This is a genomic window from Stakelama pacifica (genome assembly GCF_004361835.1).
Classification (GTDB): Bacteria; Pseudomonadota; Alphaproteobacteria; order Sphingomonadales; family Sphingomonadaceae; genus Sphingomonas; species Sphingomonas pacifica.
In genome coordinates this window covers 114,741-138,577 of the sequence record NZ_SNWD01000005.1, presented here as the reverse complement: position 1 = coordinate 138,577, position 23,837 = coordinate 114,741, and the positions used below count along the sequence as shown (strand labels likewise).

Annotated in this window: 27 protein-coding genes and 1 tRNA gene; 7 read left to right on the top strand and 21 right to left on the bottom strand. The window is 64.2% G+C overall.

Annotation, left to right across the window (positions count from 1 at the left end; genetic code table 11):
* Positions 1-10: 10 nt before the first annotated feature.
* The 6 genes from EV664_RS09630 to EV664_RS09605 all read right to left on the bottom strand — a co-directional run bounded on the left by EV664_RS09630 (position 11) and on the right by EV664_RS09605 (position 6,028).
* Entirely contained in the window at positions 11-1,654 is a 1,644-nt protein-coding gene (locus EV664_RS09630; RefSeq protein ID WP_229668192.1) for a GMC family oxidoreductase, read from the bottom strand.
* Entirely contained in the window at positions 1,644-2,282 is a 639-nt protein-coding gene (locus EV664_RS09625) for a gluconate 2-dehydrogenase subunit 3 family protein (RefSeq protein WP_133495484.1), read from the bottom strand. The genes EV664_RS09630 and EV664_RS09625 overlap by 11 nt, the downstream gene beginning before the upstream one ends.
* Positions 2,275-3,099: a hypothetical protein gene (locus EV664_RS09620; protein WP_133495483.1), complete on the bottom strand. Its 825-nt coding sequence runs from the start codon at positions 3,097-3,099 to the stop codon at positions 2,275-2,277. The genes EV664_RS09625 and EV664_RS09620 overlap by 8 nt, the downstream gene beginning before the upstream one ends.
* A gap of 3 nt (positions 3,100-3,102) precedes the next feature.
* Positions 3,103-4,887: a thiamine pyrophosphate-requiring protein gene (locus tag EV664_RS09615; protein ID WP_133495482.1), complete on the bottom strand. Its 1,785-nt coding sequence runs from the start codon at positions 4,885-4,887 to the stop codon at positions 3,103-3,105.
* Positions 4,888-5,068: 181 nt separating this feature from the next.
* Positions 5,069-5,155, bottom strand: a tRNA-Leu gene (locus EV664_RS09610).
* Positions 5,156-5,254: 99 nt separating this feature from the next.
* Positions 5,255-6,028, bottom strand: coding sequence for a zinc-ribbon domain-containing protein (locus EV664_RS09605; RefSeq protein WP_133495481.1), 774 nt, complete (start codon positions 6,026-6,028; stop codon positions 5,255-5,257).
* Positions 6,029-6,205: 177 nt separating this feature from the next.
* Between EV664_RS09605 and ftsE the strand changes: the two genes are divergently transcribed.
* From ftsE to EV664_RS09585, 4 genes are read left to right on the top strand one after another with little or no spacing between them, the layout of a single operon-like run.
* Positions 6,206-6,913, top strand: coding sequence for a cell division ATP-binding protein FtsE (gene ftsE, locus EV664_RS09600; RefSeq protein ID WP_133495480.1), 708 nt, complete (start codon positions 6,206-6,208; stop codon positions 6,911-6,913).
* A 9-nt stretch (positions 6,914-6,922) separates the two neighbouring features.
* Complete coding sequence (locus EV664_RS09595) at positions 6,923-7,810, top strand: cell division protein FtsX (protein ID WP_229668193.1); 888 nt, start codon at positions 6,923-6,925, stop codon at positions 7,808-7,810.
* Complete coding sequence (locus EV664_RS09590; protein ID WP_162848810.1) at positions 7,807-8,340, top strand: YdcF family protein; 534 nt, start codon at positions 7,807-7,809, stop codon at positions 8,338-8,340. Before EV664_RS09595 ends, EV664_RS09590 begins: the two co-directional genes overlap by 4 nt.
* On the top strand, positions 8,340-9,032 hold the full coding sequence (locus EV664_RS09585; RefSeq protein ID WP_133495478.1) for a lysophospholipid acyltransferase family protein: 693 nt from the start codon (positions 8,340-8,342) through the stop codon (positions 9,030-9,032). The genes EV664_RS09590 and EV664_RS09585 overlap by 1 nt, the downstream gene beginning before the upstream one ends.
* Before the next feature lie 23 nt (positions 9,033-9,055).
* Here EV664_RS09585 and EV664_RS09580 read toward each other — a convergent pair whose 3' ends face one another.
* Both EV664_RS09580 and hisC read right to left on the bottom strand, forming a co-directional pair.
* Positions 9,056-9,964, bottom strand: a complete 909-nt coding sequence (locus tag EV664_RS09580) for a prephenate/arogenate dehydrogenase family protein (protein ID WP_133495477.1) — start codon at positions 9,962-9,964, stop codon at positions 9,056-9,058.
* Positions 9,964-11,058, bottom strand: a complete 1,095-nt coding sequence (hisC, locus tag EV664_RS09575) for a histidinol-phosphate transaminase (RefSeq protein WP_133495476.1) — start codon at positions 11,056-11,058, stop codon at positions 9,964-9,966. Before hisC ends, EV664_RS09580 begins: the two co-directional genes overlap by 1 nt.
* Before the next feature lie 104 nt (positions 11,059-11,162).
* On the opposite strand from hisC, the gene metX reads away from it, so the two are divergent.
* Together metX and metW are read left to right on the top strand one after the other, a co-directional pair.
* A complete protein-coding gene (gene metX, locus EV664_RS09570; RefSeq protein ID WP_133495475.1) occupies positions 11,163-12,281 on the top strand; it encodes a homoserine O-acetyltransferase MetX in 1,119 nt (372 codons plus the stop codon).
* Complete coding sequence (gene metW / locus EV664_RS09565) at positions 12,278-12,868, top strand: methionine biosynthesis protein MetW (protein ID WP_133495474.1); 591 nt, start codon at positions 12,278-12,280, stop codon at positions 12,866-12,868. The genes metX and metW overlap by 4 nt, the downstream gene beginning before the upstream one ends.
* A gap of 8 nt (positions 12,869-12,876) precedes the next feature.
* On the opposite strand, the gene EV664_RS09560 is transcribed toward metW, so the two are convergent.
* From EV664_RS09560 to EV664_RS09540, 5 genes are all read right to left on the bottom strand, one after another.
* Positions 12,877-13,665, bottom strand: a complete 789-nt coding sequence (locus EV664_RS09560; protein ID WP_133495473.1) for a DUF1206 domain-containing protein — start codon at positions 13,663-13,665, stop codon at positions 12,877-12,879.
* A 67-nt stretch (positions 13,666-13,732) separates the two neighbouring features.
* A complete protein-coding gene (ssb, locus tag EV664_RS09555; protein ID WP_133495472.1) occupies positions 13,733-14,281 on the bottom strand; it encodes a single-stranded DNA-binding protein in 549 nt (182 codons plus the stop codon).
* Positions 14,282-14,293: 12 nt separating this feature from the next.
* Entirely contained in the window at positions 14,294-16,150 is a 1,857-nt protein-coding gene (feoB, locus tag EV664_RS09550) for a ferrous iron transporter B (RefSeq protein WP_133495471.1), read from the bottom strand.
* Between the two features lie 29 nt (positions 16,151-16,179).
* Positions 16,180-16,407, bottom strand: a complete 228-nt coding sequence (locus tag EV664_RS09545; RefSeq protein ID WP_229668194.1) for a FeoA family protein — start codon at positions 16,405-16,407, stop codon at positions 16,180-16,182.
* A gap of 131 nt (positions 16,408-16,538) precedes the next feature.
* A complete protein-coding gene (locus EV664_RS09540) occupies positions 16,539-17,141 on the bottom strand; it encodes a COQ9 family protein (protein ID WP_425326420.1) in 603 nt (200 codons plus the stop codon).
* Between the two features lie 252 nt (positions 17,142-17,393).
* Between EV664_RS09540 and EV664_RS09535 the strand changes: the two genes are divergently transcribed.
* Positions 17,394-18,485, top strand: a complete 1,092-nt coding sequence (locus EV664_RS09535; protein ID WP_133495468.1) for an alkene reductase — start codon at positions 17,394-17,396, stop codon at positions 18,483-18,485.
* A 3-nt stretch (positions 18,486-18,488) separates the two neighbouring features.
* Here the strand turns inward: EV664_RS09535 and EV664_RS09530 are convergent, their stop codons facing one another.
* The 8 genes from EV664_RS09530 to EV664_RS09495 are packed head-to-tail and all read right to left on the bottom strand — an operon-like array spanning position 18,489 to position 23,836.
* Positions 18,489-18,842 (bottom strand): YbaN family protein, encoded by a 354-nt coding sequence (locus EV664_RS09530; protein WP_133495467.1) that lies wholly within the window; start codon positions 18,840-18,842, stop codon positions 18,489-18,491.
* A 40-nt stretch (positions 18,843-18,882) separates the two neighbouring features.
* The gene (locus EV664_RS09525; RefSeq protein WP_133495466.1) at positions 18,883-19,422 is read right to left on the bottom strand and encodes a GNAT family N-acetyltransferase; all 540 of its coding nucleotides are present in this window, start codon (positions 19,420-19,422) and stop codon (positions 18,883-18,885) included.
* Positions 19,419-19,838 carry a 6,7-dimethyl-8-ribityllumazine synthase gene (ribH, locus tag EV664_RS09520; protein WP_133495465.1) on the bottom strand — a complete coding sequence of 140 codons (420 nt, stop codon included), beginning with the start codon at positions 19,836-19,838 and terminating at the stop codon, positions 19,419-19,421. The genes EV664_RS09525 and ribH overlap by 4 nt, the downstream gene beginning before the upstream one ends.
* Before the next feature lies 1 nt (position 19,839).
* On the bottom strand, positions 19,840-21,129 hold the full coding sequence (gene ribB, locus EV664_RS09515) for a 3,4-dihydroxy-2-butanone-4-phosphate synthase (RefSeq protein WP_133495464.1): 1,290 nt from the start codon (positions 21,127-21,129) through the stop codon (positions 19,840-19,842).
* A 50-nt stretch (positions 21,130-21,179) separates the two neighbouring features.
* Entirely contained in the window at positions 21,180-21,788 is a 609-nt protein-coding gene (locus tag EV664_RS09510) for a riboflavin synthase (protein ID WP_133495463.1), read from the bottom strand.
* A gap of 4 nt (positions 21,789-21,792) precedes the next feature.
* Complete coding sequence (gene ribD / locus EV664_RS09505; RefSeq protein WP_133495579.1) at positions 21,793-22,746, bottom strand: bifunctional diaminohydroxyphosphoribosylaminopyrimidine deaminase/5-amino-6-(5-phosphoribosylamino)uracil reductase RibD; 954 nt, start codon at positions 22,744-22,746, stop codon at positions 21,793-21,795.
* Between the two features lie 14 nt (positions 22,747-22,760).
* Positions 22,761-23,111: a hypothetical protein gene (locus EV664_RS09500; RefSeq protein ID WP_133495462.1), complete on the bottom strand. Its 351-nt coding sequence runs from the start codon at positions 23,109-23,111 to the stop codon at positions 22,761-22,763.
* 56 nt (positions 23,112-23,167) lie between these two features.
* Positions 23,168-23,836 (bottom strand): energy transducer TonB, encoded by a 669-nt coding sequence (locus EV664_RS09495; protein WP_229668195.1) that lies wholly within the window; start codon positions 23,834-23,836, stop codon positions 23,168-23,170.
* Between the last annotated feature and the right edge of the window lies 1 nt (position 23,837).

The window sequence follows — 23,837 nt, the reverse complement described above, 5'->3', positions numbered from 1 at the left end:
TTCCTGCTCCTCATAATTCGCCCTGCGCCGCCATCGTCCTGATCCGATCCGCCGTGCGGCATGCGATCGCCTGTATGGTGAGTGAGGGGTTTACCCCGCCCACGGTGGGGAAGACCGAACCGTCGCACACCCACAAATTGGGGATGTCCCAGCTGCGACAATCGGCATCGACGACACTCGTCCGCCGGTCATGGCCCATGCGCGCAGTGCCGTTCAGATGCGCGGTATCGCCCATCTCCTTCCAGCGGTCAGTCGCTCCTGTCGCTTCCAGACTGCGATCCATGAAGTCAGTCGCATGCGCCATCATCGCCCGGTCATTATCGCTATAGGCAAAGGTGATGCGCGGTATGCGCAGGCCATATTGATCGGTCTCGTCGGTCAATGTCACCCGGTTGCGCGCATCGGGCAGCACTTCGCCGACCATTTTCAAACCCACCGTGTGATTGTTGCGCGCCATTTCGTCGATCAGCGCCTGCCCCCACAGGCCGCGGCCCCCGGCCAGCGTCTTCGCCCAGCTGATCGGAAGCGGCCCCTGACTCATATAGGACCAGCCGCCTGCATAGTCCTTGCCGCGATCCTCATAATTCCAGTGCTCGCACACGGCGAGGCTGGGCGGCCCCTTATAGGAACGTACGTCATCCTCGACATGGCCCCATGCCGCCTGATTGAGCTGGACCATTAAATTCCTGCCGACCAGCCCGGAGCTGTTGGCCAGCCCGTCGGGAAATTCGGCATTGGCCGAATTGAGCAGCAGGCGCGGGGTTTCGATCGCATAGCCCGCGACGACGACGTTTCGCGCGCGCTGAAAATGCCATTCGCCCTCGCGATGATAATGAACGCCGGTGCAGCGCCCATTCACCGTTTCAATCCGTCCGACCATGGCAAGGTCACGGATCTCCGCGCCCGCCTTCAGCGCGCGAGGGAGCCAGGAAACCAGCACCGATTGCTTTGCATTGGTCGAACAGCCGATGGCGCAAAAGCCGCGATAGACGCACGGATGTGCCTTTCCATGCGGCGCGGAGAGCGTCGCGACCGGCGTCTGGGTCCAGTCGACGCCAAGCGCTTCGGCCCCGCGCGCGAGATAATTTGCCGCGGCATTCATCGGATGCGCGCGCATCGGATAGCGACCGCGTTTCGGCCCCCAGGGATAGCGCACCGGTCCGGCGATCTTCAGTGCCTGTTCGACCTCGGCATAATAGCGCCACATCTCTTCCCAGCCGATCGGCCAGTCGACGCCGTAGCCGAGCTTCGAGCGGGTCGCGAAATGCTCGGGCCGCATGCGCAGCGACACCATCGCGAAATGTACGGTCGATCCGCCGACCGACTTGCCCGAATTGTTCGATCCCATCGCGATCGGATTTTCGCCGTCGACGATCCGCTCATCGGTCCAGTAGAGTTTCTGCTGCTCGGTTTCGTCCGAAGCGAAATCCTCCAGCGGACGCCAATAGGGTCCGGCGTCCATCGCGACGACCGAAAAGCCCGATTCGGCGAGTTTGCAGGCAAGCGTTCCGCCGCCCGCACCTGTGCCGACGATGACGAAATCGACCTCCTCACTGTCCTCATGGCTGCGCATCGGCACCCAGCCGCCGGGCGTGAAGACATCGGGGGCCCGTCCACCGGTCGCGCGCGGGCCATCGCTTTGCTTATCGGACATGACGGTTGCGCTCGCTTGCCGGGACCACCGCATCGGGTGCGCGCTCAGCCGCTTCCCAGGAATCGCGCCGGTTCGTCTCAAGCCGGACATAGCCTCGCGGCGAAGCGGGACCGCCAAATCCCATCGCGCTCCATGCGCTGGGATGGGCGTAATAGGCCGATACGATGTCGGGAAGGATGCGATAGCTCCAGAACAGGTCGGCGGGAATCGCCTCCCATTGCGCTGCACACACATCGCCCTGCTGGATGGCCTGAATGACTGAGTCAGCCTGCCGGTTATCGAGCGCAGCAAAACCTGTACCGTGCCGTTCCCGCGCTTCGGTATCGATCGCGGCCAGCCCGCGCTCCCATGCCTCGCGCACCTTGGGCAGCCGGGCATGGCGATAGCCGTCGCCGCGATCCGCCGCGATCTTTTCCAGCAATAGTGCGGCGGCGTTGACCGGTGCCCGCCCCTCGGGCTGCGGCACGATGCGATCGACCAGCCTGCGCAGCACCGCACGTTCCGGTTCGCTCAGCACATCGGGTTCGCTCGTCGCGATGCGCGCATCGACCACTGCGCGCGTTTTGTCGTTCCAGCTAAGGCTATCGCGCTTCGCCAGCACGTCATAATCGGGAAAGCGATCAGCCACGGCGCGACCCTTTCTTCATCAGCAACAATGCGCCCAGCCCCGCAATCGCGAGGCCGGTAAAGGCCGGCGGTGCCGGAAGCGGCGGGCCAGCGAGGATATTCTGCCGCCAGTTGCGGAATCCGCCCATATTGCGGGCCACGCCATACGCATGAAAACCGACGCCGATCAGGCCGAGCGCAGCGGTCGCGGCGAGCAGGCCGGTGGTGATCGAATGGGCTTCATCGCTTACCACGTCGCGGGCGAGCGAGAGCGCAGCGACGGGCGGCAACGTCACCGGCAGCCACATGAACGGGTCGTGATAGGCGCCGCGAAAATGGAGCAGCCCGGCCTCTGCAACGCTGCCCAATATGCCGATGCTTACTACGCCTGCCACCATTCGGCCCGAGCGCAGGCCCAGCGTCGCGATCGTCTCCTCGCCCTTGGCCATCCGGTCAGCGATGCCGCCGAGCATCCCGGAGAGGATCAGTGTCGCGGGCGCTCCTGCAGGAGCGCCATAGAACAGATTGTTAAAGCTCGCTCCGCCGGGTCGTTTCAGAATATTATACGCGTGAAAGCCCAGCCCGATCACGCCGATCGCAGCCGATCCGACATGGCTGATCGTCGGCACTTCCGATCCGCTGCTTTCCGGCTTTGCCGACCGCCTGCCGTTCATCGTCAGCCCCAGCACCGCCGATCCGATCGGCAGCACCATGGTGGGATTGGCGAACGATCCGCGATAATGTTCCAGCCCGCTATCGGCGAAGACCGAAAAGGCAAGGGCTGCCGCGCCCCCGGCGATCAGCCGGGTGGCGACGATATCCGCGTGGGAGGCAGCCATGGATCAGTCTTTTTCCCCGAGCACGTTCGCGAACATCTGCTTCATGCTGTTGCGGATGACGCTGCCCTCCTGCGGATCGCCCTTGACCAGCATTGAGGCAAAGGCGCGCGCCTGATCGAAGGTGATATGCGGGGGCAGCGGCGGCACATCGCCATCGGTCTTCGCTTCCAGCACGACGGGGCGGTCGGATGCCAGCGCCCGGTCCCATGCGTCACCGACCTTATCGGGATCGTCGACATAGATGCCGCGCAAGCCGATCATCTCGGCAAATTTATGATACGCGACGTTCGGAATCTGCTGGGTTGCCTCGAACCGCGGATTGCCCTCCATCACCCGCTGTTCCCAGGTAACCTGATTGAGGTCCTCATTGTTGAGCACCATCACGATGAAGCGGCCGTCCGACCATTGGTGCCAGTATTTGGCCACCGTGATCAGCTCCGCCATATTGTTCATCTGCATCGCGCCATCGCCGACACAGGCAATCACCGGGCGATCAGGATAGGCGAATTTGGCCGCGATCGCGTAGGGAACGGCAGCCCCCATCGAGGCAAGCCCGCCCGACAGCGAGCACATCATTCCGTCGCGGATTTTCAGGTCGCGGGCATACCAGTTGGCGACGCTGCCCGAATCGCTGGTGATGATCGCATTGTCGGGAAGCCGGGGGCTGAGTTCGCGCAGCACGCGCTGCGGGTTAACCGGGTCGGCGGACGCCATGGCGCGATTGTCGAGCGTCTTTTCCCACTCCTTGTTCCACTCGGCGATTTTCGCGCGCCATTCGCCGCCCTTCTGATCGAGCATCGGGAGCAGCGCCTCCAGCGTCGATTTGACGTCGCCGGTAAGGTTGACTTCCATCGGATAGCGGATCGAGAGCATGCCCGGATCGATATCGACCTGAACGCCGCGCGCCGCGCCTTCTTTCGGCAGGAATTCCGAATAGGGAAAGCCCGATCCCAGCATCAGCAGCGTGTCGCATTCGCTGATCATCTTATCGGTGGGTTCGGTGCCGAGCAGACCGATCGACCCCGTCACCCAAGGCAGTTCGTCCGACAGCACTTCCTTACCCAAAAGCGCCTTGGCACAGCCCGCGCCCAGCCGGTCGGCAACCGCGATCACCTCCGCGCGTGCGCCCTTGGCACCCGCACCGACCAGCATTGCCACCTTCTCACCTGCGTTCAGCGCATCGGCGGCGCGGCGAAGATCGGCATTTTCCGGAACGACTTTGGGCGCTGACCAGCCGACTCCGGAAAAGACAGCGCCATGGCTGCGCGGCGGCTGCTCCATCGGCAGGTCCTGAAGATCGTTGGGCAGGACCAGCGCGGTCACGCGGCGCTGCCCCAGCGCGATTCGCACCGCGCGGTCGATCAGGTGGCGGACCTGCGCCGGGACCATCGCGGTCTGGGTGAATGCGCCCGCGACATCCTTGAACATCGCGCCGAGGTCGAGCTCCTGCTGGTAATGCGCGCCGATCGAGGTTCTCGCCTGCTGCCCGACGATTGCGAGGACAGGCATATGGTCCATCCGGGCGTCGTACAGGCCGGTGATCAGATGCGCAGCGCCCGGCCCCGATGTGGCGAGGCAAACGCCCAGCTCGCCGGTGAATTTGGCATGGGCCGACGCCATGAACGCGGCCATTTCCTCATGCCGGGTCTGGACGAATTCGAAACGGTCGCCCGCCCGGTCGAGTGCGCCGAGAAGGCCGTTAATCCCGTCGCCGGGATAGCCGAAGATGCGCTTGACGCCCCATTGACCCAGCCTGTCCCAGAAAAAGTCTCCGACGGTCTGCGCCATGCCCGGCCTCCACGATAAAGCGTTGCAAAAATGCGATTTGCTTTTCGTAACGGGACAATAGGCCACACGTTCCGACGCGATACGGGATTCTTTTCGCCCTGCGCCCTAACAGCCGGGGATCATCCGGTATTTTAAGATGTGGGAAAAGGATGCTGCTCCGGCCCTGTGCCGGAGCGGGGGTTGGTGCGGTCGAGAAGACTCGAACTTCCACGGCCTTTCGGCCACAACGACCTCAACGTTGCGCGTCTACCAGTTCCGCCACGACCGCACACAAAATTCGCCGGACCCTTGCGTCCAGCGCTGGCAGGCCGGTGCCCCTAGCAAAGGCTTTGTCGGCTGGCAACTGTTGTTCGCGATTGCCTGTCGATTATTCGCTGCCCTCACCCGCGAAGCTGAGGCTGAGCGACTTCGATTCCGCCGGAACGTCCAGCTTGGCGCTGTTGAAGCCCATGCTCTGTCCCGGGCCGAGCGTGCGGCGCGGCGGGGTGATGGTCCAGCTATACACCGCTTTCTGCCCCGTTCCGTCGAGCAGGCGTGCGGCGATATCGGGCACGCGCTGGGTATCGCTGCCGGGATTGTCGATCTGACCCGACACAGCGAATAATTCGCTCCCGCTGGCAAGACGTCCGCGATCCACCTTAACCCCGCTCAGGCGAAGCGGCGTTTGCGCCGCGCTGCTGTCGGCCGACATGCCAAGGCGACCGGCAAGGTCGGGAATATCGGTATAGAGCAGCGCCGCCGTCGCCAGCAGCAGCGCCAGTCCGACCAGCACGGCAAGGATCGTCCATAGTCCCGACCGGTGGCGCGGCGCACGTGTCGGCGTATCGGCCACGAAGCGGCGATTTTCGGGTCGAGCGTCCCCCTCCTCCACCGAATCATCGATAAAGGTGCGCCGTTCAGTGACCGGGTCGATAACAGGCACCGCTTCAGCCACAGGCTCAGCCGGCGTCGGTGGCGGCGCGGGGGCACTCTCGGGCTCCGGCTCTGGTCCCGGGTCAGTCATGGCCCGATCGCTCACCAGCGGCGGAACCTGAAACCAGCTATATTTGCAATGGGCGCACCGCACCGTCCGCCCCTCCGGCCCGATCGCGTCATCGGCGACCTGGTAGCGGGTATGGCACTCGGCGCATTCGAGAATCATCGAACCGGTCTTTTCAAGCGAGGCCCCAGATATGTTCGGATAAGCGGCCGATGATTCTAAGCATGGCAATGCCGGTGCTGGCAAGACTTGTCAGTGAGATGCTTGAGCAAGCGGAGCGGACGTGCCAAGGCGTATGCCGGTAAGATCAGGGTACGGAAAGCGCGCCGAGAGCCGCGAATGGCGAATATCGTTCAATTCGAAAATGTCGGCTTGCGCTATGGCCCCGGACCGGAAACGCTGACGGATATCAGCTTCACGCTGGAACGCGGGGCATTTCATTTCATCACCGGCACCTCGGGCGCGGGAAAAACATCCCTGCTGCGGCTGCTCTATCTGGCGAACCGACCGACGCGCGGCATCGTTCGCATGTTCGATGAAGATGTGGCCAGCTTGCCGCGCAGCCGCATGCCGCTTTTGCGCCGCCGGATCGGCGTGGTGTTTCAGGATTTCCGCCTGCTTCCGCATCTGTCGACCTATGACAATGTCGCGCTGCCGCTGCGCATCGCCGGAATCGCCGAACGCGAGGTGGACGAGCGACTTCGTGAAATGCTCGACTGGGTCGGCCTTTCGGCGCGTGCCGGGGTGAAGCCCGCAACCCTGTCGGGCGGCGAGCAGCAGCGCGCCGGAATTGCCCGGGCAGTGATCGCGCAGCCCGACCTGCTGATCGCCGACGAACCGACCGGCAATGTCGATCCCGACATGGCAAAGCGGCTGATGCATCTCTTCGAATCGCTTAACCGGCTCGGCAAGACGGTCGTGGTGGCGACGCATGATCACCACCTCATGAACCGCGTTCCGCAGGCGAAGATCATGGAAATCGACCAAGGCCGGCTGACGAATCGCGATGACCTTCGGCGGCCGCGCGCACGGCCGGTACGCGTTTAGGCCATGGCGATGGCCTTTCCCGCCCGAAGCGCCCGGCACGGCCTGCTCGATTCCGGGCGCCATAGCCGCGTCATGGTGTGGATCATGGCGATCATGGTGTTTCTGACGGTGCTTGCCGCCGGATCCGGGCTCGCCATTCGCAACGGCGTCACCGCGCTCGACAGCGCGCTTTCGGCCCGGTTGACGGTGCAGGTGGCCGAAGCGGATGCTGCGCTGCGCGACCGGGAGACGGCGGCGATCATCGCCCGGCTGAAGGCGATGCCGATGGTGCGCAACGTTGAACAGGTGCCGCCGCAGCGGCTGCGCGCGCTGCTGCAACCCTGGCTCGGCAGCGACGGTCTGGATAAGGATATCGCGCTTCCCAGCATGATCGATGTCGACCTTGTCAGCGCCGATGCAGCGACGATCGCGCACATCCGCGCCGCCGCGCGGCAGATCAGCGACGCCATTCTGGTCGATCCCCATGCCGCATGGCTTTCGCCGGTGCGCGACCTTTTCGCGGCGCTGGGCTGGAGCGCTTTGTCGATCGTTGTTCTGACGACCGGCGCGACCATGGCGATTGTGCTGCTTGGCGCGCGAACGGGGCTTGATACCCATCGCGATACGATCGACGTACTGCACATGCTCGGCTCCACCGATCGTCAGGTCGCTCGATTGTTTGAACGGCGTATTGCGTTCGAAACGCTGATCGGCGGGGCGATCGGCGCGGTTGCCGCGCTGTGCCTCATCCGGGCGCTGCAACTGCGCTTCGCAGCGCCGGATGCGCAGCTGCTGGATGCGATGACGCTCGGCGCAGCCGACTGGGCGATGCTTGCGGCAATACCGCTTGCCTGTGCGTTGATCGCGCTCGCCGCCGCGCGGATCGCCGTCCGGCACAGGCTGGAGAGGCTATTGTGATTCGCCGCTTCTTCGCGCTGCTGATCCTCGTCTATTCGCTGGGATTTGCCGTCTTCATGCTCGCATTGGGCAGCCCGGGCGATTCCGACACGCCTACCGATGCGATCGTTGTGCCGACCGGCGGTGCGGGCAGGATCGACCGGGGCATCGCGCTGTTACAGGCGCATGCCGCAAAACGGATGCTCGTCACCGGCGTTGATCGCGACGTGCGCCCGATCGAGCTTGCGATTGAATATCGGGTGTCGCCGCGATTGTTCGAATGCTGCATCGATCTCGGCCGCGAAGCGGTGGACACGCGCTCCAACGGCGAGGAGACGGCGCGCTGGGTCGCTGCGCACGGCTATCGCAGCATTCGTCTGGTGACCTCAAGCTGGCATATGCCGCGCGCCCGGATGGAGCTCGGCCATGCGCTGGGCAGCGACGTCACGATCGTCAGCGATCCGGTGCAGAGCGAAGCAGGGCTGGGGATGCTGTTTCGGGAATATAATAAATATCTGGTGCGCAGGATCGCGCTGTGGGCGGGATGGTGATGAACCGGATTCGAAGCCTCGCCTTCGCGATTGTCTTTTACGGCCTTTCCGTGCCCATCGTCCTGCTCGCGCCGCTGATATCGCTCGCCGGCCCCGCGGCGCTTCGCCGCTACACGATGGTCTGGACCGGATTTCATCACTGGTGCGTGCGCGCCCTGCTTGGCATTCGCATTCGGGTCGAGGGCGCGCCGGTCAAAGGCCCCGCGCTGTACGCTGCCAAACATCAGGCGATGTTCGAGACGCTGGAGCTTGCCGGGCGCCTGGATGCCCCCGCCATCGTGATGAAGCGCGAACTTGCCGCCATTCCGGTATGGGGCTGGGCCTCACGACGCTATGGTGTGATCGCGATCGATCGGGCGGCATCGGCAACGGCGCTGCGCGCGATGATGCGCGATGCGAAAGCGGCGCAGGCGGAGGGCCGGTCCGTGCTGATCTTTCCGGAAGGGACCCGGGTGGTTCCGGGAGAAGCGCCGCCGCTTCGCCCCGGCTTTGCGGGTCTCTATCGCGCGCTCGCTATGCCGGTGGTGCCGGTGGCGCTCGACAGCGGCCATCTGCTTCCACGCAAGGGCACGAAGCGTTCGGGCGTTATCACGATCCGCTTCGGCGAGCCGATTGCGCCGGGGCTTTCGCGCGCCGAAGTCGAGGCGGCAGTGCATGAAGCGATCAACGTGCTGGAGCGCGATCCCGCTTAGAGTCCATCCGGCTTGAAATCACTCTAATCGTGCGCGCGGCCGAAATCCTCACGCGCATCGTCCTGTCCCTGCTCGATGACCGACCGGCGCACCGCGCGGGTGCGGGTGAACAGGTCGAACAGTTCCTCGCCCTTGCCCCAGCGGATCGCGCGTTGCAGCGCGCTCAGATCCTCTGAGAAGCGTTGCAGCATGTCGAGTACCGCTTCCCGGTTCGACAGGAACACATCGCGCCACATCGTGGGGTCGGACGCCGCGATCCGGGTGAAGTCGCGAAAGCCGCCTGCCGAATATTTGATGACTTCGCTGCTCGTCACTTCCTCAAGATCGGAAGCGGTTCCGACGATCGTATAGGCGATCAGATGCGGCAGATGGCTGGTCACGGCCAGAACCCGGTCGTGATGCGCAGGCTCCATCATCTCGATATCTGCGCCGAGCCGTTTCCAGAATTCGGCAACCCGCTCGACCGCCAGCGGATCGGCGTCGGCAGGCGGAGTGAGGATGCACCAGCGATTGTGAAACAGCTGCGCAAAACCTGCCTCCGGCCCGCTACGCTCGGTCCCCGCCACCGGGTGCGCGGGAACGATGGCGACACCGGGAAGCGCCTCGCGCAGCGCGGTGACGACGCTTTCTTTGCACGATCCGACATCGCTGACCACCGCATCGGCGGGCAGATCTTCGGCAAACTCGCGCGCGGCATCGCCGATCGCGCCTACAGGGACGCACAGGATCACCAGATCGGCATCGGTCACCGCTGCCCCGGCGCTGTCGGCGACATCGTCGCACAGACCAATCGCCTTCGCCGTTTCGCGCACCTGCGGATCGGCATCATAGCCGGTCAGGCCTACGCCCGTCATATGCGCCCTCACCCCGCGCGCGATCGACGATCCGATCAGCCCCAGCCCGATAACCGTGACGCGCGAAAAGGGCGGCATCAGCCCGCCACCACCTCACGCAGCGCAGCGGCAAGGCCGCGCATCTCTTCCTCCGTACCGATCGAGATGCGAAGGCCGTTGCCCAGCCCCTGCCCCGGCAACCAGCGGGTGATATAGCCGCGATCCTGAAGCGCTTTATACGCTTCCTCGGCGCTCACTCTGCCTTCGAACAGGACGAGGATGAAATTCGCCTTTGACGGCACCGCGCGCAGCCCGGCATTGCCCAGCGCGGCGACCTCTTCCGCGAACCAGCTACGCCATTTGGCATTATGGGCGCGGCTCTGTTCGACAAACGCATCATCGGCAAGCGCCGCGACGGCCGCACGCTGCCCGGCGATCGTCATGTTGAACGGCATGCGGATGCGGTGCATCGCCGCGACAATATCCATCGACGCATAGCCCCAGCCGATCCGTTCGGCAGCAAGGCCGTGAATCTTCGAAAAGGTGCGCGTCACCAAGACATTGGATGCGGTTTCGGCCAGCGCCAGACCGCCATCTTCCTCCCCATTTTCCAGATATTCGGAATAGGCATGGTCGAGGACGAGCAGCACATGAGCGGGCAATCCGGCATGCAGGCGCGCAATCTCGTCCGCACTCGCATAGGTGCCGGTGGGATTGTTCGGATTGGCAACGAACACCACCCGCGTTCGGTCCGTCACTGCGGCAAGGATGGCGTCCACATCAGTCGCATAATCGGCATCAGGTGCGATTACGGGGGTTGCACCGACGCGGCGCGCCGCGATTTCGTACACGGCGAAGCCATAGCGCACGAAGATGATTTCATCGCCCGGCCCGGCAAAGGCACCGGCAGCAAGATGCAGCACCTCATCCGATCCGTTACCGTAAATGATACGCTGCGGGTCGAGACCATATTTGGCGGCAATGGCCTCCCGAACAATCGCGCCCGACGCATCGGGATAGCGCTCCAGCTCGCCGGCCGCGCTCGCAAAGGCCTCCTGCGCTGCGGGCGAGGTGCCGAGCGGATTTTCGTTGGACGAAAGCTTGGCGGCCTTCGCGCCGCTGTCGGTCACGGACTTGCCCGGAATATAAGGGGCGATGTCCATGACCCATGATTTGGGTTCAGGTGCGCTCATGGCCCTGCGAAATGACGCAGTAGCGCGCGATTGGCAAGGATATTGGCGCACCACCCACGCCATGGCGCTTGAACGCGGCGCCGCGCGGTAATACCAGCGCCGGAATGTCGAATGATGCGCGTTTCGGGCTAAGGCGCCATGCCACGCTTTCCGGCCCCCTGCCGCTGGACAGCGGTGCAACGCTGACTCCTGTCGAATTCGGGTATGAAACCTATGGCACGCTGAACGCCGATGCCTCCAACGCGATTCTGATCTGCCATGCGCTCACCGGCGACCAATATGTCGCGTCCGAGCATCCTGTCACCGGCAAACCCGGATGGTGGAGCCGCATGGTCGGGCCGGGCAAGCCGATCGATCCCGAACGGCATTTCATCATCTGTTCGAATGTGATCGGCAGTTGCATGGGATCGTCCGGCCCCGCAACGACCGATCCGGCGACCGGCGCGCCTTTCGCGATGCGCTTCCCGGTGCTGACGATCCGCGACATGGTGCGCGCGCAGGGCTTGCTGCTCGACTATCTAGGAATCGAGCGGCTCTATGCCGTGGTCGGCGGATCGATGGGCGGCATGCTCGCGGTCAGCTGGGCCGCGACCTTCCCGCATCGGGTGAGCGCGGTGGTCGTCATCGCTTCCACCGCACGGCATTCGGCGCAGAATATCGCCTTTCACGAGGTCGGGCGTCAGGCGATCATGGCCGATCCCAAATGGCGCGAAGGCAATTATTATGCGGATAACGACCCGCCTGCCGCAGGGCTTGCCGTCGCGCGCATGGCAGCGCACATCACCTATCTTTCCGAAGCGGGGCTGACCGAGAAATTCGGGCGCAAGCTTCAGGCGCGCACTGCCAAGACCTTCGGCTTCGATGCCGATTTTCAGGTCGAAAGCTATCTTCGCTATCAGGGGCTCAGCTTTACCGACCGGTTCGACGCGAACGCATATCTGTATATCACCCGGGCGCTCGATTATTTCGATCTGGGCGAAGAACATGGCGGCCTGCTCGCCAACGCATTCCGCGCAACCGATGCGCGTTTTTGCGTGGTGAGCTTCGATACCGACTGGCTGTACCCCACGTCAGAATCCCGCGCGATCGTTCAGGCGCTGAACGCTGCCGCCAAGCGAGTGAGTTTCGTCGAGCTGTCGAGCCCGTTCGGCCATGACGCGTTTCTGCTCGATTCGCCTGAGCTGAATGCCGTGGTCACCGGCTTTTTGAGGAATGGCGGATGAGCGAGTTGCGGCCCGACCTTGCGATCATCGCGCGCAATGTGAAGCCCGGCGCGCGGGTTCTCGACATCGGCTGCGGCGACGGCGCGCTGATGGCGGCGCTGCGCGACCAGCGTCAGGTGGATGCGCGCGGGCTGGAGATCGATCCCGCCAATGTGTCCGCCGCTGTCGCGCGCGGGCTATCAGTGGTGCAGGGCGATGCCGATGCCGATCTTGCCGGCTATCCCGATCAGGCGTTCGATTACGCGATCCTGAGCCGCACCTTGCAGACGACGCGGCGGCCCGACCGGGTGCTCGACCATCTGCTGCGCATCGGGCGGCAGGCCTTCGTTTCCTTCCCCAATTTCGCGCATTGGCGCGTGCGCGCCTCGCTGCTGTTCGGCGGACGGATGCCGGTCAACCGGCTGCTCCCCGAGCTATGGTATGACACGCCCAATATCCATCACGTCACGATCGACGATTTCCGAGCAATGGTGGCGGAGCGCGGCGTGACGATCGACAAGGCATGGTTTCTGGCGGGCGACAAGCAGGCGCGCCCAGCCGGAGCCAATATCTTTGCCGAACATGCGGTATTCCTGCTGCACCGGTAACGCACGGTTCAGCTCATCAGCCAGATTTTGCCCTGTCGGATACGCTCTTTCAGCGATCCGTCGCGGATGGTGCGGTACCGCGCCATGATGAGGCTGAACAAGCCGAAGACGAGCAGGCCCAGCGCCACCGCATTATACAACCACGGCGTATCACGCAGCGACTGAACCGCCGCCTGAAAACCGATATTGTCGGCATTCTCCGCCCAGGCGGAAGTGAGGAGGTGCCATCCGAGGACGAAGAATACCACCGCGCGCGCGGCATAACCCACCCGGCCCATCCAGATGCCCCAGTGCGGAACGTCGGGATCGAGCAATTTCCGGAATTTGGCGGTCGCCGCCTTCACGCCCTGATTGAGCCCGGCGAGCAGAAATCCTGCGCCGACCAGCGCGATCACGATTCGGCCGCCGGGAAAGGACAGCACCGTCTGCGTCGCTTCCTGGCTGCCGTTGCCGCCCGACGATCCGCCCATGAACGCCAGCTTGAACGCGAGATAGGTGAGGATCAGATGCGCGATCCCGCTCGCCACATGGCCGCAGCGTTTGCCGATGCCCTTCGCGCCGTCGCCATCGTCCTGAATATCGATCAGCGCACCATAGATCCGGAAAAAACCATAGCCGGCTAGGCCGATACCTGTCACCGCCAGCACGATGGTGCCCGCAGGCAGCTCCCGTATTTCCTCCAATACGCTCGCCGTTCCCTCCGCCTGACTGGTCGCGAAGGTCAGATATCCCAGAAGGAAATACACGATCGCGCGAGCCAGATATCCGGCCCGCGCGAAATTTTCTAATTTTGCCACCTGTTCCACGCGCCTGCTCCCGACCGTTGAACGGGTCCAGCGCGCGAGGCCCAAGCTTGTTCCGGGATCAGAAGGGAACGTCGTCGTCCAGATCGTCGCCGAAGCCGCCGAACGCGTCGTTGCCCGACTTCACGCCGCCCGACCGGCCGCCGCCCTGATTGAAGCCGCTGCCGCCGCTACGACCCGAGGACTGGCCCGCGAAATCATCGCCGCCGCCCCAATCATCGCCGCCGCGGCTGCCGCCCATGCCGCCCTGACCGCCGCCGGGCGAATCAAGCATGGTCAGCACCGCGTTGAATCCCTGCAGCACCACTTCGGTCGAATAGCGGTCATTGCCCGACTGGTCCTGCCATTTGCGGGTCTGAAGCTGCCCTTCGATATAGACCTTCGAACCCTTGCGCAGATAGCGCTCGGCGATATTGGCGAGACCTTCGTTGAAGATCGCGACCGAATGCCATTCGGTCTTTTCCTTGCGCTCGCCGGTATTGCGGTCCTTCCAGCTTTCCGAAGTGGCGATACGCAGATTGCATACCTTGCCGCCATTCTGAAAACTGCGGCTTTCAGGGTCCCGGCCCAGATTCCCGACGAGGATCACTTTGTTGACGCTGCCGGACATCGCCGTTTCTCCCTATAATCCGATTGCTCTGGCGACCCAGTAGGTCGCCCCTGCCGCGATGTAGGCCAGCACGAACAAATAGCCAACCATGAAGGCGGGCCATCGCCAACCATTTGTCTCGCGCCGGGTGATGGCGATCGTGGAAATGCATTGCGGGGCGAAAACGAACCACATCAGATAGGCAAGCGCGGTCGGCAGCGACCATCGCGAACGGAGCTGATCGACCAGCCGATGTTCGCCGCTGTCCTGATCGGGATTGTCGATCGAATAGATGGTCGCAATCGCCGCCACCGCGACTTCACGTGCTGCCATGGTGGGCAGCAAAGCGAGCGAGATATCGCGGTTGAAGCCGATCGGCGCGACGACCTTCTCGATCTGATGCCCGATCCGCCCCGCAATCGAATAATCGACCGGCGATACGTCCGATCCCGTCGGCGGCTTGGGAAAGCTGAGCAATGCCCAAAGCACCACGGTGGTCAGCGCGATGGTTGTGCCCGCGCGTTTGAGAAAGATAACCGCGCGCTGCCAAAGGCCGAGCAGCACGTCGCTGACATTCGGCCATTGATATTTGGGCATCTCCATCATGAAGCCCGACGACGAACCTTTGGTGACGGTCCGCCGCAGCACCAGGGCAGCGACAAAGGCGCCGACGATCCCGAAAATATAGAGCGCAAAGAGAACCAGCCCTTGCAGCCCTATTCCCGGCAATACCTGCCGGGTGGGAATGAAGGCGCCGATCAGGATCGTATAGACGGGCAGCCGCGCCGAACAGGTCATCAGCGGCGCGATCAGAATGGTGGTCAGCCGGTCGCGCTCATCGTCGATGGTGCGCGTCGCCATGATGCCGGGCACCGCACAGGCGAAGGAGGAGAGCAGCGGAATGAATGCTCGCCCCGACAGCCCTGCGGACGCCATCAGCCGGTCCATCAGGAACGCCGCGCGGACCATATAGCCCGATGCTTCGAGGATCAGGATGAACAGGAACAGGATCAGGATTTGCGGCAGGAAGACGACCACCGCGCCCACGCCTGCAATCAGCCCGTCGACGATCAGCGATCGGAAAAACCCGTCGGGCAGTGCACCGCCGACGACATTGCCGAGCGCCGACATACCGCTTTCGATCCATTCGATCGGCGCTTCGGACCAGGCGAACACCGCCTGAAACATCACGAACAACAGCCCCAGCAACAGGATCGTCCCGAACACCGGATGCAGCGCAACCGCGTCCAGCCGGTGCGTCCAGCGCCGCACGGCGGTTTCCGAAATCGTCGCCTTTTCCGAAATTGCGCGGGCACGGCGTTGCAGCGTGACGATATCTTCGACCACGCCGTCGCCCGGCCGGACCACCGGTCCCGCCTGAAGCAGCGCGGTCAGCCGGTGTTTCAGGTCATCGAGCCCCCGGCGGCGAACCGCGACCGTCGGCACGACAGGCACGCCAAGCTCTTGCGACAAAATCTCGGCATCGAGTTCCAGCCCGTCGCGCTTCGCCAGATCGACCATGTTGAGCGCGACGACTACCGGCAGGCCCAGCGAGACGAGCTGAAGCGTGAAGCGCAGATGATTGTCGAGATTGGCAGCGTCGACCACGATCACCAGCGCATCGGGCAGGCGTTCGCCCGCCTGCGTGCCGGTAACGACATCGCGCGTCACCCGCTCATCGGGGCTGGAGGGGTCGAGGCTATAGGCGCCAGGCAGATCGACCAGCTCGACCGGCCGCCCGTCGTCCAGTGCGAACCGCCCCGAATGGCGCTCGACCGTCACGCCCGGATAATTGCCGACTTTTTGCCGCGCGCCGGTCAGTGCGTTGAACAGCGCGCTCTTTCCGGCATTGGGATTGCCGACCAATGCAACTAACGGTGCCTGATTCATATATGGTTGCGCCCTTGTCCCGCAGCCGCTCAGGCGGCGTCCGGCGTCACATGAATGACGCGCGCGACATGGCGGCGCAGCGCGACGGTCATCCGTCCGATCCGGCAGGCAATCGGCCCGCGACCGAATGCCGACTGGTGCAGCAATTCGACCTGCACCCCTTCATCAAGCCCCAGTTCGCGAAGCCGGCGCGCCTCCGGAACTGCAAGCCTGTCCCAGTCCACCGCCGCGACCCGGCCGCTTTTGCGGCGCGGCATCTCTGCGAGGGGGCGGGGTACGGACAAGGCTGCGGTTGCGTTCATATTGCAAGTAAATAGCAATAAGCAACGCCAATTCCTAGGGCTTTATCGGCATTGCCCTCGCACATTCTGCTGCATCGCGCTCGCGATCAGACCGCCGGATAGCGCAACCGGCTGACGAAGCGCGACAGGCTGATCCGATGGTCGCCGCGCGTGCGGTTCGTGAATTTGGCCTTCGCTTTTTCGAAACGCATGATTCCGTCGATTCGCCGGGCGAGAAAGGCGCGGGTGTCCGCCCATTGCTCCGATTCATCGTCCAGGAACACGGTAATGGTCGCGCCGTAGATCCCCGCGAGCATCGCACGCTTGGTATAATGGTTATAATCGGTCGCCATATCGCCCGCGAGCCGCCACATGCGATCCGCCGAGCGCCAGCCGAGCTTTGTCGCGCGGGCAAGGTTTTGCGGCATGGCAAGAATCGCGAGCGCCCGGCGCAATGCCTCCCGGTCTCCCGCAAGCGTCGCCAGCCGCTGTTCGACCAGCGCAGTGATCCGTTCGCGAATCTTCATCTGCGCCAGTTTTTCCGGCGGAAGGGCGCGCGCCATCTCAGCATCGATATGCGCGAACCAGCCGTCGATCATATCGACCGCGCCGCCGGGAAAGGCAAGCTTCGCAACATCGGGATCGACCCCTGCCCCGCGTGCGGCAGTGATCAGCGCGGTATCGTTCCAGCCGTCGAACGCAGCGTTCATCGGCAATTCGGCGGCAAGCCCGGCCCGAATTTCGTCCAGCGTCGCATCCTCGGCAATTTTCGCGGCCATTGCGCCTCTCCTTCCCGGTCCGATCTAATGCCCCTGTCGCCGCGTGCAAGAATTTGCGCCTGTTCGGCCCGCATAACCACCACTGATTGCAGGGCATAAAGTTTTTCCTGTCTCGCCCGCCCCATGCAGCGCCGGGCCGCAGCGCCTATCTGCGCTGCATACCGAAACAGGTGAGAGAACAATATGCCAAGTCTTTTCGAGTCCATCGCCCTGGGCGATATTCATGCCCCCAACCGCGTGCTGATGGCGCCGCTGACCCGTGCGCGCGGCACCCGCGATCATGTCCCCACCCCCATCATGGCCGAATATTATGCGCAGCGAGCTTCGGCGGGGCTGATCATTTCCGAAGCGACCGGCATAAGCCGCGAAGGGCTTGGCTGGCCGTACGCGCCCGGGCTTTGGACCGACGAGCAGGTCGACGCGTGGAAGCCGATAACTGACGCAGTGCATCGCGCGGGCGGCCGGATCATCGTCCAGCTCTGGCATATGGGGCGGCTCGTCCATCCCGATTTTCTGGGCGGGGCAGCGCCGCTCGCGCCGAGTATCGGCACCGCCCCGCATTATGCCCACACCTATTCGGGCAAGCAGGATTATGGCGAGGCACGCGCGGCGACAAAGGACGATATCGCGCGGGTGCTCGACGATTATTCGGCTGCCGCGCGCAATGCGAAGGCCGCCGGGTTCGACGGGGTGCAACTGCACGCTGCCAACGGCTATCTGATCGACGAATTCCTGCGCGACGGCGTCAATAAGCGCGAGGACGAATATGGCGGCAGCCCGGAAAATCGCGCGCGCCTCCTGCTGGAAGCCACCGACCGGCTGATCGGCGAATGGGGCGCAGGCCGCGTTTCGGTTCGCCTGTCGCCCAATGGCGAAACGCAAGGGACGATTGATTCGAACCCCGAAAGCGTTTTCGTGCCTGCCGCGAAGCAGCTTTCGGATCGCGGAATCGCGTTTCTCGAGCTTCGCGAACCGGGGCCGGACGGCACGTTCGGGAGCACCGATCAGCCGCGCGTGTCACCGGCGATCCGGCCGGTATTCGAAGGGCCGTTGGTGCTCAATCAGGATTATGACGCCAGCCGTGCGCAGGAGGCGCTCGATTCGGGGCTCGCCGACGCCATTGCATTCGGTCGCCCGTTCCTTGCCAATCCCGACCTGCCCGAACGGCTGCGCATCGGCGCGGTGCTCAACAAGGACGATATGGCGACCTGGTATACGCAGGGGCCGGAAGGCTATACCGACTATCCCGCATTGAAGCACGAAGCGGCGGAATAAGGTTCAGCGTTCGGGCCGGGTCCAGATCCAGGTGCCGCTGATGCACATCGCGGCGATCGGGAAGAGCATCCACGGCCAGTGAAGCCAGAACAGGGCGGCGGCGATACTGACCGCAAAGGCAGCCGTCGCCGCCCATTTCCCCCTGCGAGAGATCGCGCCCGCCTCGCGCCAGGCGAGAATATGCGGGCCGAAGCGGGGATGTTCGACCAGTCGACGTTCCAGTGCCGGGCTGCTTCGCGCGAAGCAGAAGGCGGCGAGAATCACGAACGGTACCGTGGGAAGCAGCGGCAGAAAGATGCCGAGCGTACCGAGCCCAAGCGACGCCCAGCCGCCGAGAAAGAACAGGGTCCGTTTCACACGGGCGATAGTGCCCTGTTCCGTATCGCCGCGCTACCCGTCACGCCTCGCGACGCGCGCGCCATTCGTCCGCGCTTTGCCCCCATGCATCGACGACATGATCCGAAAGCGGCGGCGGCAGCGTCACGCGCTCGCCCATGCGCGACCCGAGCCGCCGGGCAAGCGTGGCCGAGCGCGTATTGTCCGGATCGATCGTGTGGATCACATGGTCCCAGCCGAGCACGTCGAACGCATAGTCCATCGCCGCGCTCGCCGCTTCATGGGCATAGCCGCGCCCGGCAAATTCGCGCGCCACGCCCCAGCCGACCTCGCGACCGGGCCAGCCTTCGGGCTGCCAGGGGCCGATTCGGCCGACCCAGCGGCCGGTATCGCGCTCAATGACCGAAAACATTGCGAAGCCGCGAATGTCCCACGCGCCGCGCATCGTGCACAGCGCCCGCCAGCTTTCGGCGCGCGACTGCACCCCGCCCAGATAGGCCATCGTCTCGGGATCGGCGGAGAATGCCGCCCAGCCGTCGAGATCGGCCGCTTCGGGCAACCGAAGGATGAGCCGCTTCGTGGTCAGGACCGGGATCATCATCCCCAGCGGGTCTTCAGATCGAACATGGCAAGCGCTGCCTTGGCCGCTTCGCCGCCCTTGTCCTTTTGCGCGGGGTCTGCGCGCACCTGCGCCTGTGCCTCATTCTCGACCGTCAGGATGCCGTTGCCGATGGCGAGACCGTCCATCGACAGCGCCATCAACCCGCGCGCACTTTCGCCCGCGACAATCTCGAAATGATAGGTTTCGCCGCGAATTACCACGCCGATCGCGACGAACCCGTCATAGCGGCCCGTCTCGGCGGCAAGTGCGACCGCGCCGGGGATTTCCAGCGCACCGGGGACGGTGATCGTCTCATGCCCATGCCCCACCGCCTCGATCGCCGCGCGGGCACCGGCGATCAGCTGATCGTTGAGATGGTCGTAGAAGCGCGCTTCGACAATCAGAAACTTGGCCATATTATTTCTCCAGATCGATGGGACGCTCGCCGACGACCGACAGGCCATAGCCGTCCAGCCCGACCAGCGTGTGATGGCTGTTGGTCAGCAATTCCATTTCCTCGACGCCCAGTTCGTTGAGGATCATCGCGCCGACGCCATAGTCGCGCAGTTCCTCCATATCCGACGCCGGACGCTCGCCCGACTTAGCCTGAATCGCGGTGGTGAAGGCATCGGCGCGCGGCTTGTTGATGACCACGACGACGCCCGCCCCCGCTTCGCCGATGATTTCCATCGACCGGCGGAGCAGCCCGCCGCGATCTCCCGTCTCGCCGAACAGATCGGCAAAGGGCGACAGCGCGTGCATGCGCACCAGAGTCGGCTTGTCGGGGTCGATCCGGCCTTTGACCAGCGCGACCTGTTCCGTGCAGGCGGCCTTGTTCCAGAAGCTCACTGCCTGCCACTCGCCGCCCCAGTCGCTGGTGAACACGGCTTCGGAGCGGCGCTCGACCAGATGGTCGTGGCGGCGGCGATATTCGATCAGGTCGCGGATCGTCCCGATCTTCAGCCCATGAACTTCGGCGAATTCGATCAGATCGTCGAGCCGCGCCATCGTCCCGTCATCCTTCATGATCTCGCAGATCACGCCCGAAGGATTGAGCCCGGCGAGCCGCGATACATCGACCGCCGCCTCGGTATGGCCCGCTCGCACCAGCACGCCGCCTTCGCGCGCGACCAATGGGAAGACATGGCCGGGGGTGACGATATGCTCCGCCCCCTTGGACGAATCGATCGCCACCGCAACCGTACGCGCCCGGTCGGCAGCGGAAATGCCGGTGGTGACGCCGTCGCGCGCCTCGATCGAGGTGGTGAAGGCGGTTTCGTGCCGTGTGCCGTTCTTGCGACTCATCAGGTCGAGGCCGAGTTCGTCGACGCGTGCCTTGGTGAGCGACAGACAGATCAGCCCGCGACCATAGCGCGCCATGAAGTTGATCGCATCGGGCGTCGCCATCTGCGCCGGGATGACCAGATCGCCCTCATTCTCGCGATCTTCGTCATCGACAAGAATGAACATGCGGCCGTTGCGCGCCTCGTTCACAATCTCCTCGGTGCTCGCGATCACCGCGCTGTTGTCGCCGCGCGCCAGAAACCGTTCCAGCTTGCGCAGCGTCTCCGCCGTGGGGTTCCAGTCGGCCTCTTCCAGCCGGCGCAGCGAATTGGCGTGGAGACCGGCGGCGCGGGCAAGCCCTGCCTTGCTGGTCTCGCCCGACGCGACCAGGTCGCGAACACGATCGATCAGGGAAATGCTCATGGCGGCGTCTCTATCACATCGAAAGCGCGTCGCCAAAGCAATTCATCACATCACGATGTGATGCTGAGCTGCTGCATGCGTTTGAGATAGCGGGCAAGGACGTCGATCTCCAGATTGACCGCCTGCCCGACTTCCAGCGAAGCAAAGGTCGTGACCTCTGCCGTGTGCGGGATAATGTTGAGGCCGAAGCGAACGCCGCTCTCGACATCCTCGACGCTGTTTACGGTCAATGAGATGCCATCGACGGTAATCGACCCCTTGGCGGCGATATAGGGCGCGACCTCCGCTCCTGCGGCGATCGTCACACGCATCGATCCACCCTCTTCGCGAAGCTCGACGATTTCGCCGACGCCGTCGACATGGCCCGTTACGATATGCCCGCCCAGCTCGTCGCCGAGTTTCAGTGCGCGTTCGAGGTTCAGCCGCCGCCCGGCATGCCACATGCCTTTGGCGCTGCGCGACACGGTTTCGCCCGACACATCGACCGCGAACCAGCCCGGCCCCTTGTCCACCACGGTCAGGCACACCCCCGAACAGGCGATCGACGCGCCGAGATCGATGCCGGTCGTCTCGTACCGGGTAGCGATCCGGACGCGGAGGTCTCCGGTCTGATCGACGCTTTCGATTCGGCCGATATCGGTAATGATCCCGGTGAACATGTCCTCAACTCCTGACGCGCTGATAGATTTCAAGAAGGTCGGTGCCAAGCTGCCGCCGGTCCGACAAGGCCCAGCGCCCATGCACATCGCCGAGCGTACTCAGCCCGATATCGCCCAGCGCCGATACGCCGCCGCCGATCAGGACCGGCGCGCGATAGATAAGCAGGCGGTCGACCAGATCGGCAGCGAGGAAAGCGGACGCAGTCGCGGCACCGCCTTCGATGAGAATATGGTCGACACCATGCAGCGCAGCAACCTCCTGCGGCGCGGCGATGCGCTCCCATCCGTCCGGCGCGGGCGCGCGGGATGACAGCAATATGCGGCGCGGCGATCGATCCTCCAGCCCGGCAAGGCGGACATCGAGCTTCGGCAGGTCTGCCTCCAGCGTCCCGCGTCCCACCAGAATGGCCTCATGCCGACTGCGCTCGAGATGGGCATGCGCGCGCGACTCCGGCCCGGTTATCCAGCGGCTCTCGCCATCCGCCGTTGCGATACAGCCGTCGAGCGACGTCGCGAGCTTGAGCGTAACGTGCGGCCTGCCGAGCGCCTGCCGCGCGAGGAACCCCGCCATCGCCCCGCGCGCGGCGGATTCGCCGATGCCGGTCACCGTCTCGATCCCCGCCGCAGCGAGTCTCGCCAGCCCCTTGCCGTCGGTGCGCGGATCGGGGTCGCGAAGGGCCACCACCACCCGCGCCACACCGGCGGCGATCAACAGGTCCGAACAGGCAGGACCGCGCGGCGATTCATGCGCGCAGGGTTCCAGCGTGACATACGCGGTCGCGGCGCGCGCCCGCTCTCCCGCCTCGGCCAGCGCCATCGCCTCGGCATGGGGACGCCCGCCGGGCTGAGTCCAGCCGCGTCCGACGACGCGTCCATCCGAAACGATCACGCACCCGACATTGGGATTGGGCGCCGTTCGCCCACGCGCGCGCAACGACAGCGCGAGCGCCGCTCCCATCCGGCGGGCGTGGTTCAAAAGCCCCAACTGTCGAGGCTGTTGTCGATCCGTTGGAATTGCGCGCGGCGTTCGGCGCGCAGCTTTTCAAGCTTTTCCGCGTCTTCGCGCTGCTTTTCCATATCGATCTTCTGCTGGGCGCGAATCTCGGCGTCGCTGCGGTTCAGCGGCCAGCTTTCGACATAGATGATATTCTCTTTATACGGCACCTCGACCCGGCTGTCATGGACGAAGCCGGCAATGACGATCATCGTCAGGAATGCCGCAATGACCATGAAGACCAGTTCGTGCGGCCGCCGCTGGACCAGAAATCCGCGCAGGTCGCGATAGGCCCGAAGCGGGGAGAGAAATTTCAGGAGACTGAACACGGCTGCGAAGATAAGCGCACCGGGGCCGCACGACCAGCCCCTGTGCGCGCATCGGGTCAATGAAGTTCGAAACGTACCCTGCTGGTATACCATTGCTCGACGGGCACGCCGTCGCGGGTGGCGGGTTTGAAACGCCAGGCGGAAAGCGCCTGTTCGCGCGTCGCCTGGTAAAAAGCGTCGCTCGCCGCGCTGACTTTTTCGACTGCCTTTACCCGGCCGTTGATGCCGACCAGCACGCGGACGACGACAATGCCCTCATGATTGTTGCGCCGTTCCGATGCCGGATAATCCGGCTGAAACTGCGCCAGATAGCGCGGATCGGGGCGCGGCGCAGCGAGAACGGGCTCCGGCAGCGCCGCGGGCTTTGCCTCCCCGCCGCTTCCGGACCCGGCCGGATCGAGCGTCGGAACCGGCGGAGGATCGAAGGTGGTTGCGATCGGTGGAAAGTCGGTCGCTGTCGGAACGATCGGGTCGGGTACCACGATTTTCTGATCGGTCGGCGCGCTCTCGCTGCGCTGCGTTTCCGGCTGCGAGATCGGTTCGGGGTCGGGCGGCGGCACTTCCGGAATGGAGACCGGATACATCTGAAAGATTTGCTCGCTATGCTGCTGGAAGGTGGGATTGGTGAGCGCCAGTCCCACGATCGGCAGCGCTGTGATGATCAGCGCAATTCCCGCAGTGCGCGCATCGATGCCGCTATTTCCGCGATACCCTTGTCCGTTCATA